The sequence below is a fragment of the Tropicimonas sp. IMCC34043 genome, from assembly GCF_003390845.1.
In the GTDB taxonomy this organism is placed as follows: domain Bacteria; phylum Pseudomonadota; class Alphaproteobacteria; order Rhodobacterales; family Rhodobacteraceae; genus Tropicimonas.
Genome location: NZ_QMEK01000001.1, coordinates 809819 through 826425 on the forward strand (window position 1 = coordinate 809819; position 16607 = coordinate 826425).

The window sequence follows — 16607 nt, forward strand, 5'->3', positions numbered from 1 at the left end:
GGGTCTTAATAGCCCTGGGTGACGTCCACGGCGCCCGGGATCTCCTTGCCGTCAAGAAACAGGGATATGTTGCGCAGCAGGAGGTCGGACATCCGCGCATCCGTCGCCTCGGACATCCCGCACACATGGGGCGTCAGACGGACCTTGGGATGCGTGAACAGCGGGTGGCCGGCGGGCAGCGGCTCGGGGTCGGTCACGTCGAGCGTTGCGGCGCCAATCTGTCCGGCGTCCAGCGCTGCAATCAGCGCATCCTGATCGATGGTTGCACCGCGGCTGACGTTGATCAGATGCAGATGCGGTTGCGCCAGGGCGAGCGTCTCGGCATTGATGCAATGCCGGGTCTCGGGGGTCAGCGGCAGGCTGAGCGCGACATGATCGCTCTCGCGCATGACGCTCGCCAGATTGGCGGCGCGCACCCCGTCCAGGCCGATCCGGCCCGACCGGGTCACGGCAAGGACCTTCATGCCGATCGCAAGGGCGGTTTTTGCCACTTCGGTCCCGATGCCGCCCATGCCGACGATGCCGAGCGTCTTGCCGGCAACTCCGCCCAGCATCTTGTGGTTCCAGTCCTCGACCCGGCGCACCGGACCGTCCCAGAACCTCTTTTCATGGGCATAGATCGTCCCGATGACGAATTCGCCGATTGCCGGCGACTGAATGCCGGGACCGCGCGTGACCAGCGCCACATCGAGCGCCCAGCGTGGAAAGGTATCTACCCCGGCCGATGGTATCTGAATCCACTCGAGGCCGAAGGGCCAGCCCGGCGGAGGGTCGGCGGGGGCCTGTTTCCAGTGGCTTTGAAAGGTGAACAGCGCATTCGCTTCCGGTGGCGGCATCCAGGGATCGCCCGTCATGGCGATCACCTCGGGGTGACTGGAATGGCCCCGGAGCGCCATGTTCTGGCCCTCGGGCAGCGTGCTGGCAATGGTCAGGCGTTTCACGCGCGGATCTCCCGGTTCTTCCGCGATCCGAATACCACGGGTTGAGGTTGTGCGCATCAAAAAATGCACCATATATTGTGACATGAGAAACAAGTGAAGGTAATATTGCCAGATTATGGCAAACAAGTGCATATGTGACAACTAATACCACCAAACCACACCCTTCGCGGTCCCGGATCGCAATCGGGCAGAAAGGAGCCGCAATGCGTACGTTGATCTCTACCTCTGAACTGGCTGTGCTGCTGGACCGCGATGCCGTGGTCTTGCTGGATGCCACCTTCACAATGCCCGGAGTCCAGCCTGACGCCGCACAGCTTTATGCCACCCGCCACATCCCCGGCGCGGTCTTTTTCGACATCGATGCCGTGGCCGATACAGCGTCGGACCTGCCCCACATGTTGCCATCGCCCGAACAATTCGCGGCGCAGGTCGGTGCAATGGGGATCTCCAACGACAGCCTGGTGGTGGTCTACGACACCCCCGGCATGGTGTCGGCGGGCCGGGCCTGGTGGATGTTTCGTGTGATGGGCCATGACAATGTCCGGGTTCTGGATGGCGGCCTCAAGGCCTGGCTTGCCGAAGGGCGCCCGGTGACCGCCGAGCTCCCGGTTCCGGTGGCCGCGTGCTTTATCGCGCAGTTGCACCAGGGCAAGGTTCGCAACCGCGACCAGATGCTGGCCAATGTCGGCACAGGGGTTGAGCAGGTCATCGATGCCCGCAGCGGGGATCGGTTTCAGGCCAGGGTTCCAGAACCGAGACAGGGGCTGCGCAGCGGGCATATTCCGGGAAGTCTGAGCTTGCCGTCCGATCAGCTCAGCGATGCGCAGACAGGTCGGATGCTGGGTCCCTCGGCACTGCGGCAGCTCTTTTCCGAGGCCGGGCTGTCCTGGGATCAGCCGGTCATCACCACGTGCGGCTCTGGCGTGACGGCCGGGGCACTGGCGCTTGGCCTGCATCTGGCCGGTCATCCCGCAGTCGCGCTCTACGACGGGTCCTGGACCGAGTGGGGCGCCGGGTCGGAGACCCCGGTCGAGACCGGCCCCGCACGGGTCAGACGCGGCAGGATCGCACCGGCCGTCGAGGCATTGCGCGAGGTCTTCGGTGATCGTCTCAGCACCGCGCAGGGGATACGCGATCATCACGGCAAGGATGTCACCCACCATCCCGGCCAGTCGCCCGATGCGGTTGTCTTCGCGAAATCCACCGCAGAGGTGCAAGCGGCGGTGACGATTTGCGCGGACCATGGCGTGCCGGTGATCGCCTATGGCACCGGCTCGTCGTTGGAGGGTCATATCACGGCACCCTACGGCGGCGTGACCATCAACCTGTCAGGAATGGACCAGATTCGCGCGGTCAGTCCGGAGGATATGGATGTGACGGTCGAGGCCGGCGTGACCCGCGAGGCCCTGAACACATATCTCCGCGATACCGGCCTGTTCTTTCCCATCGATCCGGGCGCCAATGCCAGCCTTGGCGGCATGATCGCAACCCGCGCCTCGGGCACCAATGCGGTGCGCTATGGCACGATGTCCGACAATGTGCTGGCGCTCGAGGTGGTTCTGGCCGACGGCTCGGTGATCCGGACCGGAAGCCGGGCGCGGAAATCCTCTTCAGGCTATGATCTCACACACCTTATGGTCGGTTCCGAAGGAACGCTCGGCATTGTCACCGCGGCGACCTTGCGCCTGCATGGCCGACCGGACAGCGTCTCTGCGGCGACCTGCGCATTCGAAACCCTCGACGGGGCCGTGACAACGGCGATCGAGACCATCCAGAGCGGTGTGCCGATCGCGAGGATCGAGCTTCTGGACGCGGGAGCGGTGGATGCCGTGAACCGGCATTCCGGCATGACGCTGCCGTTGAAGACGACGCTGTTTCTGGAATTCCATGGCACCGCCACCGGCGTTGCCGAGCAGACCGACCTGTTCCGCGCCCTGGCGCAGGCCAACGGCGCCAGCGATTTTGCATGGGCCGTCAAGGAGGAGGACCGCACGGCGCTCTGGACCGCCCGGCATCAGACGCTGTTTGCGGTCAAGGGGCTGCGCCCCGGCTCGGAGGTGTATATCTCGGATGTCTGCGTGCCGATCTCGCAGCTGGCTGATTGCATTCTGGACGTTCAGCGCGACATCCTGGCCGAGAACCTCGTCGCTCCGATCATCGGTCATGTCGGGGACGGCAACTTTCATGTCCTGTTCCTGAATGATCCCGACAATGCCGAGGAACAGGCGCGGATCCATGCCGTGAACGACCGGATGCTGGAACGTGCCTTGGCGGCCGGCGGCACGGCGACCGGCGAACACGGCATCGGGATCGGCAAGCGGGACTACCTGCGCAAAGAGCATGGCGCCGCCGTTGACCTAATGGCGGCGATCAAGGCTGCTGTCGATCCGGGCAACATCATGAATCCGGGCAAGATTCTTTGACCGAAATGGCCGCCCGGACAGTTGGCATGTGGCCCAAGGAGGAACTTGCAGGTTAAGGTTGCACCCAATCCGGTCGAAGACTGCACATCGCGAAACCCGACGGACCAGAGAGAGCGTGAAATGGCTGAAGATCTTCCGCAATCAGAGCAACCCGAGCTTGTTGCCGAAAGACAGACGCCGATGAAGTCCCTGCACCGGGGGCTTCTCGCCCTGCAGGCGCTGGACGAGGCGAGGACGTTGCGGACGGTGGATCTGGCGCAGCGGCTTGGCATCGACAAGGGGCTGGCCTCGCGAATACTGCAAACCCTGACCGCCACAGGCTTTGCCGAACGCACGCCGGATCGCCGCTATCGCGCGACGCGGCCTTCGAGCGCGATGACCGAACGCCGTACCGGAGTGGCACTTCGGACCGTTACCCGCAGCCTTTTGCAGCAGCTTTGCGAAAGCTCGGGCGAATCCGCGCATCTGGGCGTTCTGGCAGATGACCGCGTGGTCTTTGTCGAACGCGCGGTTCCGTCCGTGGCGCTGCTGGTCGACAGGCCCGTCGGGACATTGGTCAGCCTCTACAACTCGGCCATCGGCAAGGTCTTTCTGGCCCATTTCGGTGTCGGAGTCGCCGGTCTGCCAAAGGACGATCCGCTGCTGCCAGACGCCGAAGGCCTGAACGTCATCCGCGAACAAGGGTACGCGACGGACGATGAGGAACTGTTTGCCGGCGTTCGCTGTGCGGCCGCACCGGTCTTCGACGCCAACGGTCTGATGGTCGCGGCAATCAGCCTGTCGGGCCCCTCCAGCCGGATCAGCAGCGCGCGCATGCATGAGCTTGGACGAATGCTGAAGGCGTCCATTCCCACGGTCTGAGGCGCCCGAATTCGGCAATTGCCGTCTGAAGAGTCGCGGTTCCGGCCTCGAACCGGTTGGGCAGCCACGCCCTCGCAAGAGGACCGACGCGGCCCGTGCGGTTGCTTCCGGCCCGGAAGACGACGGCCCTGTGGGAATGATGGGCGTCCACCGCCCGTGCCGGAACGCGCAGGATCTTTTGCGCGAGCGGATCACAGGGGCGACGCATTGGGCGGCGCGCCGGAACTGAGGCCGGTGCAAGCTGACCGGAGCGCTTTGGCAGGTCAGGACCTGCTGGCAAGACGGACGGTCCGGCGTGATCCATTCCATCAACCCGACCGCAACGATCTGCGTAGACGACACAAAAAGGCTTCAGCCTGACGCCGGTGGTCGGGCTGAAGCAGCGACGACGAGGTCGCTGGCCAGCGTCAGCTTGTGGTCTGCGGTACGCAGGAGCCGGCTGTGCTGTCGAAGGTCTGGCCCTGGGGGCACTGGCTCGCGCTCTGGTTCGTGTTGTGCCAGCTGCAGTCGGCCATGGCGACGGCGGGCAGGGCAACGAGGGCAAGTGTGGCGAGAATGGCTTTCAGTTGCATCGGGTGTCTCCAGTCCAAGGATCCGCCGATGATATCACGAGACTGGCACTACCCAAAGTGCTTACCGCAAGGTCATCTTCAGCCGACAGGCGTCGGGTCGACGGCGGCAGAGACGGCGTTGACGACGATGCCGAGGGCGCGCGCCGACGCCGGCCAGCCGCCAGAGGGCAGATCCGCCGAACCCGGCACCAGCCAGACCGTGACGCGGCCGGCGGCCGCCTCGTCCAGCAGCCGCACCGAGCCATCCGTGCCCGGCGCCAGGCTGACCCGTTCGGCATCACGGCGGGCGAGCTCAAGGATCTCGGGGCCGGTGCCGTCCGTGACCAGCAGAATATCCGCCTCCTGCAGATGGCGCATGGCGCGCAGGCTCAGCAGGTCGGCCGCGCCGGTGCCTGTGCCGATCACCGTGATCGACCCGCTCCGCGATTGCCCCGGCGCGCCGCCTGCGGCGATGGCGGCGTCGATGCGCGCGCGCGCGGCCGCAAGATCGCCCGCGGCCTGCAGCCGCCGTGGCGCATCGCCAAAGACCCAGCGCCAGAACGGGCGCCGCGCTGCCTCGGGCACGTGTTGCGCGACCTCGGGGCGAAGGCGACCGGCCAGGGCGGCAAAGGCGCCAAGGCTGGGTTCAAGCAGCGTCTCGATCCGGGCGCGCACCATCCGGCCGAGCACCGGCGCATTGCCTTCGGTGCCGATTGCCACCACCAGCGGGTCGCGGTCGACGATCGAGGGCGTGAAGGCGTCGCAAAGGGCGGGCTGATCGACGACGTTGACAAGCGCCCGTGCCTCGACCGCCAGGGCCTGCATTGCGGCGTCGGCCCCGGGGCACCCGGTGGCGATGAAGACCAGCACCGCCCCCTCGAAGGTTTCCGGCCCCACCCGACCGGCGTCGTGATCTGCGCGCCCCGCGGCAACAACGCCCGCGAGTTCCGGTTCGAGCCTTGGGGCAAGGATCAGCAGCCGCGCCTCGGTCCGCGCGATGAGGCGTGCCTTCTGGGCCGCCTGCTCGGCGCCACCGACAACGACCACATGCCGCCCGGTCATCTTCAGAAACATCGGAAATGTCTTCACGAAGGACGATCCTCAGGCCGCGACGCGACGGTCGCGGGTTTCCCACAATTGGCGGGCAAGCGCATCCGCCGCGGCCACATCGGGCGCCGCGCCAAGCGCCATCAGGGCAAGACCTGCGGTGCCGCAGACGATTGCCTCGGCAAAGATGTCGCGTGCAGCCCCCGACCACAGCGCGGTCAGGGACGCCGCCGCGAGCGGCAGTTCCGGCCCTTCGGCAAGCCGCACAGAGGTCTCGGCCAGAAGTTCCGGCGCGACAATCTCGAAGGCTGCATTGCCACGCAGCCCGCTCACCGGGACATCCTTGGCGGGGTTGCGTTCGAACTCGCCACCGCCGCCCTTGATGATCGCAAGGTTCGGCTGGCCGAGGATCGCCGCCGCCGCCTGTTGAAGCTGCAGGTAGGGCGGGTGAAACACCCCCTGCACCAGCGTCGGGGCCGCGCCGGGGTTCACCATCCGCGCCACCGTGTTCATCGCCGAGCGCAGCCCGAGGATGTCGCGCAATTGTAGCACCTCAAGCACCTTCGGCGCGTAGGATTCAAGCGGCAGATAGACGATCCCGCGTCGCGCCAGCAGCTCGCCCGCCGATCCCATGTCAGCGGCGATCGCGATGCCCAGATGGGGCAGGGCGGCCGCGACCGAGGCGGCCTCGCCCTGATGCCGGGCCGAGTTCCAGCCGTGCAGCAGCACCGGATGCCCGGCTTCGGCGACCAGCCGTGCCGACAGCAGGAACCACGGCAACCCGCGCGAGCGTCCGGCCGCAAGACTTGGCCAGTCGAGTGCCGGCTGCGGCCCGGACCAGACCGGCAGCGCGTCGCGCACCGCGCGGGTAAAACCCGCGATCTCGCCCGGGCTTTCGCCGCGATAGCGCATCAGCATCAGCAGCGCGCCGACCGCCGCCGGCTCGGCCGTGCCGTCGAGGATCTGACGCATGGCGTCCTGCGCCTCGTCCGCTTCCAGCGACCGGGCACGGCTCGGACCGCGGCCCATGGCGCGGATATAGGGGGTCAGGCTCATTGCGCCGCGACCTTCAGGGGGGGCAGCGCCTGAAGCCTGGGCTTGCAGGATCCGCGGTGGCTGACTGTGTTCAGCGCGGTGCCGATTTCGTCCACGATGGTCAATCCTTTGGTGCTGGTCGCAGTCAGGACAGTGTTAACCCCAACATCGCAGCGGGCGCAAACGGTCAGCCCCCGATGCGGGCCTCGGTCCGGCACCACTCGGCCAGCGCCGCGGGATCGCAGGGCAGGCGGGTGGCAAGATCGCCGGCAAAGGCGAGGAAGTCGGCCAGTTGCGCCCCGGCAAGGCCCACCACCACCGGCACCTCGCGCTCTGCCGCGGCGGCGATGAGTTGGCGAAAGCCGTGGCCCTCGGCCTCGTGGTGACCGAATTTGTTGACGATCACCACGTCTGCGCCGTCGGCAAGGCGGGTATCGGCAGCCTGCACCACGTGTTCCAGCCGGTCCGGGTCAAGCCGGCAGCCGGTCGATCCCGGGCCGAGCGCCTGCGAGATGCAGACCTGCGGCCCATCCGGCAGCAGCAGCAGATCCATCTGGCAGGTCGCATCGGGGTCGCATTCAAGCTGCACGGCACCGACCGCGTGCAGCCCGGAAGCCTTCAGCGCTTCGGCCAGCGCCCGCAGGGTGGCGTTCCGTTCTCCGGGACGGTCGGTGAGGATATAGGCAAGCTGCATCGGTCTTCCCGTGGAAATCGGGTCAGGCGGGGCCCGCGGTTCGCATAGCACGGCCATGCCGTCGCGAAAAGGCCGCGACCTGCGCCGCAGCGGTGGCTTGTCGCGGCGGCGCGGTCTTGGTCTTGTGGCCAGGACGAGGCAACGAGGCGGGGAATCGATGGCGCGGATCGTGTTGGTGCATGGGGCCTGGGGCAATGCGCGCAGCTGGGGGCGGGTGCGCACGCGGCTGCGCGCGCTGGGGCATGCGGTCGAGGTCATGGACCTGCCCGGGCATGGCGCCGACCCGACCCCGGTCGAGACTGTCGGGCTGGCCAGCTATGGGCGTGCGGTGGCGGAACGGGTGTCGGCCGGGGAGCCCGCGCTGCTGGTTGGCCATTCCATGGGCGGCATGGCGATTTCGGCCGCGGCAGAGCTGGCGCCCGAGGCGATCGCCCGGCTGGTCTATGTCTGCGCCTTCCTGCCGCGATCCGGGGAAAGCCTGCTCGACCTGATGCGGCGCCAGCCGCTGACCATTGCCGCGGCGGTGCGGACCGGCCCGGTGCCGGGGACAACCCGGCTCGACCCCGAACTTGCGGCCGGGGTTCTGTTCCACGATGCCAGCCCCGAGCAGAAGAAGGCCGCCATGGCGGAACTTGGGGTGCAACCCAATGCGCCGCAGACCGACAAGGCGGTGTTGAGTGCCGAACGCTTCGGGCGGGTGCCGCGGGCCTATATCCTCTGCGCGCAGGACCGAACCATCACACCCGCGCTGCAACGTGCCATGATTGCCGACAGCCCCTGCGATCCGGTGCTGGAACTGGACGTGGGGCATCTGCCGCAGCTGACGGCGCCAGAGGAACTGGCGGCGCTGATCGACGGGCTGGCGGGCTGAGCGGCGGGCGCTCGGCCGTCCGGGGCCGACCCCAGCGTGCGGATGCGGGTCAAGGCAGCGCGTCAGAGCCGGCCCACCACCGATTCAATCACCTTTTGCAGATCGAGGATAGCGAAGGGCTTGGCGAGAAACTGGTTCATGCCCAGCACCCTGCCGGCCGCGATGACATGCGGTTCGGCGCGGCCCGAGATCAGGATGAAGGCTGTGGCGCCGAGCCCCGGGTCCTGACGCAGGGCCTGCAGCAGTTGCAGCCCGTCCATCCCCGGCATGCAGAAGTCCGAGATTACCAGATGCGCGGGCCGGCGCCACAATGCCCGAAGCGCCGCGTTGCCGTCCGGGGCGTGGCGCACGTGCAGCACGCCCATGACGTCGAGCGCCTGGACCAGCATGCCGCGGCTGGTCGACATGTCATCGACAACCATGATCTCGAGAACTTCGCGCAGGGCCATCGGACTAGCGCGTTTCGTCGATCTGGTGGCGCTGGGGCTGGCGCGGCCGCGGTTTCCCTGTTTCGCATGTCGAACCCGCCGTGCCGCGCTTTCGCCGGCAGGGCGGCGACAGACCGGACCTCCCGGTTCTGTTGGGGGGATCCTGCGGCCAACACAGGTTCCTTGCCCACCGCATGGCTCGGGTGGTGGTGTCCGCGGGCGCGGATCGACTGCCTGCAGATCGCGGCACGGGCCTTCCCCTGAGTAAGGTTTCCTCACTCTGGCCTAGCGCGCGTGCCCTTAAGATCGGGTTTCGACCCGGTCGAATTCAGCCAAGCGTCAACAGGGTCTGGATATGCAGGGCCATCCCGGTCAGGGCCGCGTCGTCGTCCGAGACGACCGTCACCGGGAATTGCTGCAGGAAGGTGCCAAACCGCCCCTTGTCGCGCAGCGCCTCGACGAAGCCTCCGCCGACCAGATAGGGCGCCATTGCGCGGGCGACGCCGCCGATCAGGAAGATCCCGCCGAACGGCAGCATGGTCAGCGCCAGATCCCCGACCACAGCCCCCAGCAGCCGGGAGAACAGGGCCGCGGTCTCGACCGCCCGCGCATCTCCGCGCGCGACCTCGGCCATGATCTCCTTGCCTTTCAGCACCGCCTTGCCGGGTTCTCCGGCCTCGGCGCAGAGGAACTGGTGCAACGCCACAAGGCCGCGTCCCGACAGCGCATCCTCGACCGAGGGGAACCCGTGGGCGCGTTCGAGGAAGGCGCCAAGCCGCATGTCGCGTTCGCTGCGCAGCGGCAGGCCGGTATGGCCGGTTTCGGCCGGCGGCACGAACCGCCCCGCGGGAGTCTGGAACACCGGTGCTGCGTTGAATCCGGTGCCGATGCCGACGACAAGCTGGGTCGCGTCAAGCTGCGGCGGCGTGCCGGGGATCACGGGATCGAGTGCCGAGGACGGGATGTGCCCCAGCGCATGGCCCTGCGCCTGCAGGTCGTTCAGCAAGGTCACCATGCCCGCCCCGGTCGCGGCGGCCAGCACGTGGCTGTCGATCGTCCAGTCGAGGTTGGTCATTGCGCCGACCCCGTCGCGCACGGGTCCCGCCATCGCCAGACAGGCCGCGGCCGGGGTCGCGGTGCCGGTTTCCTCGAGATAGCGATGCAGCACCGGCTCGAGCGCCGCGAACTGATCGTTGGGATAATGGCGCACCGAACCGTGGACCACCTTGCCGCCGCGCGACAGGGCCACGCGGGTGTTGGTGCCGCCGATATCGGCAAGAAGAGACAGATCGGACATGGGTGGGCTCCTCCGCTCGCCCCCGGTCAACGCGACAGGGCGGTTTTCAGGGCATGGTAGGAGGCCTTTGGCGTCCGCACCAGCGTGTCGAAATCGACATGGACCAAGCCAAAGCGCTTTTCATAGCCGAGCGCCCATTCGAAGTTGTCCATCAGCGACCAGACGAAATAGCCCTCCAGCGGTACGCCCTCGTCCATCGCACGTTTTGCGGCGGCAAAGTGGGCGGCAAGATAGTCGATGCGTGCGCTGTCATCGACCGCGCCGTTCACCACGGTATCGTCATTCGCCATGCCGTTTTCGGTGACATAGAGCGGCAGTCCGCCGGCGTAGTCGTTCGCGAGATGCAGGAAGTGGTGCAGCCCCTCGGGATAGATCTCCCATCCCATCTGGGTCTTCGGCAGCGGACCGGGAACCGATTTATTGGCAGGCCAGGGGCCGGGTGCGGGCGCCAGGATCTCGCGGGTGTAGTAGTTCACGCCAAGCCAGTCGACCGGCGTGCCGATCACGTCGAAATCGTCCTGCCAGCGGTCGGGCAGGTGGCGTTCGAGCGCGGACAGGATGCGGTCGGGGTATTTCTTGCGAAAGAACGCCGACAGGAACAACTGGTTGTAATGGGCATCGAAGGTCGCTGCCGCCTCGGCCGCCTCGGGGCTGTCGTCGGCGGGTTCTGCATAGGAAAAGTTGCAGACCGCGCCGATATCGCCGTGGCCCGCGGCGCGCAACGCCTCGGTCGCCATGCCATGGGCCAGCAGCACGTGATGGACAGATCGCGCGGTGGCGCGGATGTCGCGCAGACCGGGGGCGTGTTCGCCAAAGAAATGGCTCAGGAAACTGACGCACCACAACTCGTTGATGGTGGCGGTCTTCCAGATCCGGTCGCCGAGCCGGTCCATCAGCAGCACCGAATAATCGGCAAACCAGGATGCGACATCGCGGTTGCGCCAGCCGCCGAGGTCGGCCAGCGGCGAGGGCAGTTCCCAGTGATAGAGCGTCAGCATCGGCTTGATCCCGCGCTCGAGCATCCCGTCGACCAGCCGGTCGTAGAAATCGAGCCCCTCGGGGTTGAGGGTGCCACGGCCCTCGGGCAGAACCCGCGCCCAGGACGCCGAGAAACGATAGGCGCCATAGCCGCCGTCGCGGATCAGGTCGAGGTCTTCGGCCCAGCGGTTGTAGTGGTCGCAGGCAATCGAACCGTTCTCGGCCCGTACGACGTTTCCCGGGGTTTCGGCGAAATCGTCCCAATGGGTGCGTCCCGAACCACCGAAGGCCTGCCCCTCGATCTGATAGGCGGCGGTGGAGACTCCGAAAACGAAGTCTTCGGGGAAATCATTACGTTGCAGCATGAAGTGGGACCTCAGGTTGTGGGGGCCGGTCCACTGGAATGGCCGATGACGAAGGTGGAAGTGAGAAGGGTCTGCAATGGAGCGCAGTCGGGGTCGTCGATGATCCGCATCAGCATGTCGGCCGAAAGGTGGCCGGCATCGCGCACCGAGGAATGGGTCGAGGTGAAGATCGGCGCGCCGGGGTCGCCGTTGGGAAAATAGGACAGGCCGTCATCGTGGGTCACGACCGAGACGTCACGGCCCATCTTCAATCCCCGCGCCTCGATCGCGCGCCGCGCGCCAAGCGCGACAAGCAGCGACGAACACAGGAAGGCGGTGGGCGGGGCAGGCTGGTCGAGCATTCGTGCCGCTGCGGCATGGCCGTAGGTCTCGGTCATGAACTGGCAGGCGATCAGCGCCGGATCCTCGGCAATACCGCTTTCGGACAACGCTTGCGAATAGCCGAGGTGGCGGCGGCGGGCAAAGTCCATCTCCTCGACCCCGTTCAACAATGCGATCCGGCGGTGGCCGAATTCCAGCAGATGGCGGGTGGCGGCACGGAACGCGGTCGTGTTGTCGGTGTCGAGCCAGGAATAGCTGTCGTCATGATCCGATGTCCGGCCGTGGACGACAAAGGGCAGGCCGGTCTGCTGCAGAACCGCGATCCGCCGGTCGGATGTCAGCGGCGCCTGCATGAGCAGCCCGTCGACCCGGCCACGCGTCGTCGGCGCGCGATAGGCCCGTTCCTCGTCGGCATTGGCGACGAGCGACAGCACAAGGTCATAGCCGCGCGCGGCAAAGGTCTCGGCAGCGCCCGCGATGAAATCGGCGAAGACCGGGTTCACCATTTCCTGTTTGGCAGACATCGGGATCACCAGACCGATCGCCATGGCGCGGCCAGTGGCCAGCGACCGGGCGCGGCTGTCGGGGCGGTAGCCATACTGCTGGGCGGCGTCGCGGACACGCACGCGAGTCGCTTCGCTGACCTCGGGATAGCCGTTCAGCGCGCGGCTGACGGTGGTCTGACTGAGGCCGAGCATGGCGGCCAGATCCTTGAGGTTCATGATGGGTGATTCCGGTCGTTGTTCCGAACCGTACGCTCGGGAAGGGGATCAGTCAAAGGGCTTTGGAAACAAGAATCGAGCAGACCCGCGCAATTTCGCGCTGGTTTTGTGCAGAGCTCGCACCTAAGCTGGATGCATTGACAGCTATCGCACCGGGAGTATGGTGGCGTTGCTCAAAGCGCTTTGGACGTGAGTCCCGCGTGAGCTCTATACAGGCTCGGGGGCGGGCGTTCCCGGCGGGAACAATCGGGAGGATATTTCATGAAACAACGCTTGATGGTCGGTGTGGCGAGCCTTGCCCTGCTGGCCGGAGCTGCCTCTGCGCAGGACCTTATCTTTGCCCCTGGCGAGGGCGAGTTCACCTGGGACAGCTATACGCCCTGGCAGGATGTCGATCTGTCCGGGCAGCAGATTACCGTCTTCGGCCCATGGCTCGGCCCCGACCAGGAACTTGTCGAAAGCGTGCTGGATTATTTCCGCGCCGCCACCGGCGCTGACGTGCGCTACACCGGCTCGGACAGTTTCGAACAGCAGATCGTGGTCGATCTCGAAGGCGGCTCGCCGCCCAATATCGCGATCTTCCCGCAGCCCGGGCTTGCCGCCGACATGGCGCGCCGCGGATTTCTGACGCCGCTTGGCGACGACACCGCGGCCTGGCTGACCGAGAACTACGCCGCCGGCCAGTCCTGGGCCGATCTCGCGACCTTCGCGGGGCCGGACGGCACCAAGGCAGTCTATGTCTTTCCCTTCAAGATCGATGTGAAGTCGCTTGTGTGGTACGTGCCCGAGAACTTCGAGGACGCGGGCTATGAAGTGCCGCAGACCATGGAGGAACTGAAGGCGCTGACCGAACAGATCGCGGCCGACGGCGAAACGCCGTGGTGCATCGGGCTCGGCTCGGGCGGTGCCACGGGCTGGCCTGCCACCGACTGGGTCGAGGATATGGTGCTGCGCACCCAACCGCCCGAGGTCTATGACGGCTGGGTCAGCAACGAGGTCAAGTTCAACGACCCGCGGATCGTTGCGGCAATCGACGATTTCGGCTGGTTCGCCCGCAACGACGCCTTTGTCGCCGGTGGCGCCAATTCGGTCGCGGCGACCGACTTCCGCGACAGCCCCAAAGGGCTCTTCTCGTCGCCGCCGCAGTGCTACATGCACCACATGGCGTCGTTCATCCCGACCTTCTTCCCGGAAGGCACCGTCGTTGGTCAGGACGTGGATTTCTTCTACTTCCCGGCCTCTGCCGAGCTTGGTCTGGGCAAGCCGGTGCTGGGCGCAGGCACGATGTTTGCCATCACCAACGATTCGCCGGGTGCCGAACAGCTGATCAAGTTCCTCGAGTCGCCGATCGCGCATGAGATCTGGATGGCGCAGCGCGGCTTCCTGACCCCGTTCAAGGGCGCCAATCAAGAGGTCTTTGGTGATCCGACGCTGAAAAAGATGAACCAGATCCTGCTGAATGCAGATACGTTCCGGTTTGACGGGTCGGATCTAATGCCGGGTGCCGTGGGCGCCGGGTCGTTCTGGACCGGGATGGTCGATTATGTGGGCGGCAAGAGCTCGCAAGATGTGGCGGACGAGATCCAGCGCTCCTGGGACGCGCTGAAGTAAGGTCCGGCTCGATACTGCGTCTGGCCGCCCGAGGAAGGCGGCCAGGCATCTTCATAGTGCATCCGGTCGAAAGGGGAGTCGCCATGCATCCGGCCTTGCAGGGTCTTGTTACAATCGCGATCGGCGTCGGCGGTTGTATGGGATACTTCTATCTTTCGAATTTCTTGCTCGACCGCTTCCTGCTGCCAGCGCGCGCGCTGACCGCGGCGGAGGCGGCGACGCGGCGGCGGCTGGGCACGATCTTCCTGCTGGGTGTGCCGGGCCTGCTGCTGGCGGCGCTTTATCTGGCGTTTTTCCTGCCGCGCGGCATTTTCAACGTCACCGGGCTGTTCTGGATGGCCGTCACCGCGCTGCTGATCTACGGGCTGTGGCGGCTGCGCGACTATGTCTTTGCGAACGGCGAACTGACCGCAGGGCGCAATATCAGCCATGCCAACATGATCCGGCCCTGGCTGTTCCTGCTGCCTGCAATCATCGCCCTCGGGCTTTATCTGACCTATCCGGTGTTCGAGACCCTCAGGCTGTCGCTGACCGAACGGGTCCCCGGCGGCGGCTCGCGCTGGGTCGGGCTCGCCAACTACATCCAGATGGCCGACGAGCCGAAGTTCTGGGAAGCGATGCGCAACAACATGGTCTGGCTTGTCGTGGTGCCGGCGATGTCGACGCTGTTCGGCCTGCTGGTGGCGCAACTGACCGACCGGATCGCCTGGGGCAGCATTGCCAAGATGCTGATCTTCATGCCGATGGCGATCTCGTTTGTCGGCGCCTCGGTGATCTGGAAGCTGGTCTATGACGCGCGTCCGGTCGATCTCGACCAGATCGGGATCATGAACGCGATCTGGGTCGCGGTCGGCGGCGATCCGCAGCAATGGCTGACACTGCCGTTCTGGAACAACTTCTTCCTGATGGCGGTGCTGATCTGGATCCAGACCGGCTTTGCCATGGTGATCCTGTCGGCGGCGCTGCGCGGTATCCCCGAGGAAACGATCGAGGCCGCCATCGTCGACGGGGCAGGGCCGTTCCAGGTGTTCTTCAAGATCATGGTGCCGCAGATCATGCCCACGATTGTCGTGGTCTGGACCACGATCACACTGGTGGTGCTGAAGGTCTTCGATATCGTCTTCGCCATGACCAACGGCCAGTGGGGCACCCAGGTCCTGGCAAACTACATGTATGACAAGTTGTTCCGTGCCAACGACTGGGGTGTGGGATCGGCGAGCGCCATGGTGATCATGCTGCTGGTTACGCCGATCCTTGTCTGGAACGTGCGCAATGCGCGCAAGGAAATGCGCTGAGGCCGGGGGAAAACGATGGACAATATCGCTGGTACGAAATCCAGTCTGACATGGGCGGTCCACCTTTCGGTGGTCGTCCTTGTCGTGCTCTGGCTGTTCCCGACCGTGGGGCTGTTCGTGTCGTCGTTCAGGACAAGCGACCAGATCGCCTCGTCGGGCTGGTGGGCCAGCATGTTCCCGACCGAACAGAACCTGGTGCTGCGGGCGGCCGCGCCCTCGGCGCAGGTGCAGGAGGGGACCGACTTCGTGATCTCGGGCAACCTGTTCGAGGGCAGTACGGCGGGTCGGATCTCGCGCTGGGGCACCTCGTCGCGGGCGATTGACGTCTACAAGGCGGGCGAGACCGCGGATCTGGGCGATGACAAGATGCTGACCGTCGAGGCCGACGGCAGCTATCGCATGGTCAGCCCGACGGAAATGACGGGCGGCCGCGGCGAGCGGGTTTTTGTGACCGCAAAGACACCGCCGGAGTTCACGTTTGACAATTACCGCAACATGCTGTTCGACCCCTCGAACCGCGAGGGCATGTCGCGGGCCTTCATCTCGACCCTGACCGTCACCATCCCTGCGACCGTCATCCCCATCGTGATCGCGGCCTTTGCGGCCTATGCGCTGGCGTGGATGGAGTTTCCGGGCCGCGCGCTGCTGATTGCCGCCGTTGTCGGGCTGCTGGTCGTGCCACTGCAGCTTGCCCTGATCCCGCTGCTGAAATTCCACAACGCCATCGGAATCGGCAAGGGGTTCCTCGGGGTCTGGCTGGCGCACACGGGCTTTGGCCTGCCGCTGGCGATCTATCTGTTGCGCAACTACATGGTCGGGTTGCCGCGCGACATCATCGAAAACGCAAAGGTCGATGGTGCGACCGACTTCCAGATCTTCATCAAGATCATCCTGCCGCTGTCGTTCCCGGCGCTGGCCAGCTTCGCGATCTTCCAGTTCCTTTGGACCTGGAACGACCTGCTGGTCGCCATGGTGTTCCTGGTCGACTCGACCGGCGAGACCACGGTCATGACCAAGGCCATTGTCGAATTGCTGGGCACCCGCGGCGGCAACTGGGAGATCCTCGCAACTGCGGCCTTCATCTCGATGGCGGTGCCAATTGCCGTCTTCTTCGCAATGCAACGCTATCTCGTCCGCGGCCTGCTGGCCGGGTCGGTGAAATAAGAG

15 protein-coding genes and 1 pseudogene are annotated in these 16607 nt (G+C 65.8%); 7 read left to right on the plus strand and 9 right to left on the minus strand.

Translation table 11 applies throughout. From position 1 onward, the window contains the following. Positions 1-5: 5 nt before the first annotated feature. A complete protein-coding gene (locus DQG17_RS03730) occupies positions 6-941 on the minus strand; it encodes an NAD(P)-dependent oxidoreductase (RefSeq protein WP_198666017.1) in 936 nt (311 codons plus the stop codon). A 203-nt stretch (positions 942-1144) separates the two neighbouring features. Between DQG17_RS03730 and DQG17_RS21930 the strand changes: the two are divergent. The 3 genes and pseudogenes from DQG17_RS21930 to DQG17_RS03740 all read left to right on the plus strand — a co-directional run. After that, a pseudogene (locus tag DQG17_RS21930) lies at positions 1145-1966 on the plus strand (sulfurtransferase); the annotation flags it as partial. Positions 1967-2005: 39 nt separating this feature from the next. Continuing rightward, positions 2006-3364: an FAD-binding oxidoreductase gene (locus DQG17_RS21935; protein WP_232829382.1), complete on the plus strand. Its 1359-nt coding sequence runs from the start codon at positions 2006-2008 to the stop codon at positions 3362-3364. 120 nt (positions 3365-3484) lie between these two features. Further along, positions 3485-4225: an IclR family transcriptional regulator gene (locus DQG17_RS03740; RefSeq protein WP_116131424.1), complete on the plus strand. Its 741-nt coding sequence runs from the start codon at positions 3485-3487 to the stop codon at positions 4223-4225. A 407-nt stretch (positions 4226-4632) separates the two neighbouring features. On the opposite strand, the gene DQG17_RS21825 is transcribed toward DQG17_RS03740, so the two are convergent. The 4 genes from DQG17_RS21825 to DQG17_RS03755 form a co-directional block, all read right to left on the minus strand. Next, positions 4633-4797, minus strand: a complete 165-nt coding sequence (locus DQG17_RS21825; RefSeq protein ID WP_198666018.1) for a hypothetical protein — start codon at positions 4795-4797, stop codon at positions 4633-4635. Positions 4798-4875: 78 nt separating this feature from the next. Beyond that, positions 4876-5865: an NAD(P)-dependent oxidoreductase gene (locus DQG17_RS03745; RefSeq protein ID WP_157973514.1), complete on the minus strand. Its 990-nt coding sequence runs from the start codon at positions 5863-5865 to the stop codon at positions 4876-4878. 12 nt (positions 5866-5877) lie between these two features. Next, positions 5878-6879 (minus strand): glycosyl transferase family protein, encoded by a 1002-nt coding sequence (locus DQG17_RS03750; protein ID WP_116131426.1) that lies wholly within the window; start codon positions 6877-6879, stop codon positions 5878-5880. Between the two features lie 166 nt (positions 6880-7045). After that, complete coding sequence (locus DQG17_RS03755; RefSeq protein WP_157973515.1) at positions 7046-7552, minus strand: DUF2478 domain-containing protein; 507 nt, start codon at positions 7550-7552, stop codon at positions 7046-7048. A gap of 157 nt (positions 7553-7709) precedes the next feature. On the opposite strand from DQG17_RS03755, the gene DQG17_RS03760 reads away from it, so the two are divergent. After that, positions 7710-8423, plus strand: coding sequence for an alpha/beta fold hydrolase (locus DQG17_RS03760; protein WP_157973516.1), 714 nt, complete (start codon positions 7710-7712; stop codon positions 8421-8423). Between the two features lie 62 nt (positions 8424-8485). Here the strand turns inward: DQG17_RS03760 and DQG17_RS03765 are convergent, their stop codons facing one another. The 4 genes from DQG17_RS03765 to DQG17_RS03780 form a co-directional block, all read right to left on the minus strand. Then, positions 8486-8872 carry a response regulator gene (locus DQG17_RS03765; protein WP_116131428.1) on the minus strand — a complete coding sequence of 129 codons (387 nt, stop codon included), beginning with the start codon at positions 8870-8872 and terminating at the stop codon, positions 8486-8488. Between the two features lie 307 nt (positions 8873-9179). Next, positions 9180-10148, minus strand: coding sequence for a glucokinase (locus tag DQG17_RS03770; RefSeq protein ID WP_116131429.1), 969 nt, complete (start codon positions 10146-10148; stop codon positions 9180-9182). 26 nt (positions 10149-10174) lie between these two features. After that, the gene (locus tag DQG17_RS03775) at positions 10175-11491 is read right to left on the minus strand and encodes a GH1 family beta-glucosidase (protein ID WP_116131430.1); all 1317 of its coding nucleotides are present in this window, start codon (positions 11489-11491) and stop codon (positions 10175-10177) included. Positions 11492-11502: 11 nt separating this feature from the next. Then, entirely contained in the window at positions 11503-12534 is a 1032-nt protein-coding gene (locus DQG17_RS03780) for a LacI family DNA-binding transcriptional regulator (protein ID WP_116131431.1), read from the minus strand. 261 nt (positions 12535-12795) lie between these two features. Here DQG17_RS03780 and DQG17_RS03785 point away from each other — a divergent pair, with 261 nt between their 5' ends. The 3 genes from DQG17_RS03785 to DQG17_RS03800 all read left to right on the plus strand — a co-directional run bounded on the left by DQG17_RS03785 (position 12796) and on the right by DQG17_RS03800 (position 16604). Further along, entirely contained in the window at positions 12796-14145 is a 1350-nt protein-coding gene (locus DQG17_RS03785; RefSeq protein WP_116131432.1) for an ABC transporter substrate-binding protein, read from the plus strand. An 83-nt stretch (positions 14146-14228) separates the two neighbouring features. After that, positions 14229-15440 (plus strand): carbohydrate ABC transporter permease, encoded by a 1212-nt coding sequence (locus DQG17_RS03795; RefSeq protein WP_232829317.1) that lies wholly within the window; start codon positions 14229-14231, stop codon positions 15438-15440. Positions 15441-15455: 15 nt separating this feature from the next. Next, on the plus strand, positions 15456-16604 hold the full coding sequence (locus DQG17_RS03800; RefSeq protein ID WP_116131433.1) for a carbohydrate ABC transporter permease: 1149 nt from the start codon (positions 15456-15458) through the stop codon (positions 16602-16604). Positions 16605-16607 lie beyond the last annotated feature (3 nt).

Bases quoted from the DNA above. Each gene is read 5' to 3' on its own strand.
- DQG17_RS03740 (WP_116131424.1), top strand. From the start codon at position 3,485: ATGGCTGAAGATCTTCCGCAATCAGAGCAACCCGAGCTTGTTGCCGAA.
- DQG17_RS21825 (WP_198666018.1), bottom strand. From the start codon at position 4,797: ATGCAACTGAAAGCCATTCTCGCCACACTTGCCCTCGTTGCCCTGCCC.
- DQG17_RS03750 (WP_116131426.1), bottom strand. From the start codon at position 6,879: ATGAGCCTGACCCCCTATATCCGCGCCATGGGCCGCGGTCCGAGCCGT.
- DQG17_RS03755 (WP_157973515.1), bottom strand. From the start codon at position 7,552: ATGCAGCTTGCCTATATCCTCACCGACCGTCCCGGAGAACGGAACGCC.
- DQG17_RS03760 (WP_157973516.1), top strand. From the start codon at position 7,710: ATGGCGCGGATCGTGTTGGTGCATGGGGCCTGGGGCAATGCGCGCAGC.
- DQG17_RS03765 (WP_116131428.1), bottom strand. From the start codon at position 8,872: ATGGCCCTGCGCGAAGTTCTCGAGATCATGGTTGTCGATGACATGTCG.
- DQG17_RS03770 (WP_116131429.1), bottom strand. From the start codon at position 10,148: ATGTCCGATCTGTCTCTTCTTGCCGATATCGGCGGCACCAACACCCGC.
- DQG17_RS03775 (WP_116131430.1), bottom strand. From the start codon at position 11,491: ATGCTGCAACGTAATGATTTCCCCGAAGACTTCGTTTTCGGAGTCTCC.
- DQG17_RS03780 (WP_116131431.1), bottom strand. From the start codon at position 12,534: ATGAACCTCAAGGATCTGGCCGCCATGCTCGGCCTCAGTCAGACCACC.
- DQG17_RS03785 (WP_116131432.1), top strand. From the start codon at position 12,796: ATGAAACAACGCTTGATGGTCGGTGTGGCGAGCCTTGCCCTGCTGGCC.
- DQG17_RS03795 (WP_232829317.1), top strand. From the start codon at position 14,229: ATGCATCCGGCCTTGCAGGGTCTTGTTACAATCGCGATCGGCGTCGGC.
- DQG17_RS03800 (WP_116131433.1), top strand. From the start codon at position 15,456: ATGGACAATATCGCTGGTACGAAATCCAGTCTGACATGGGCGGTCCAC.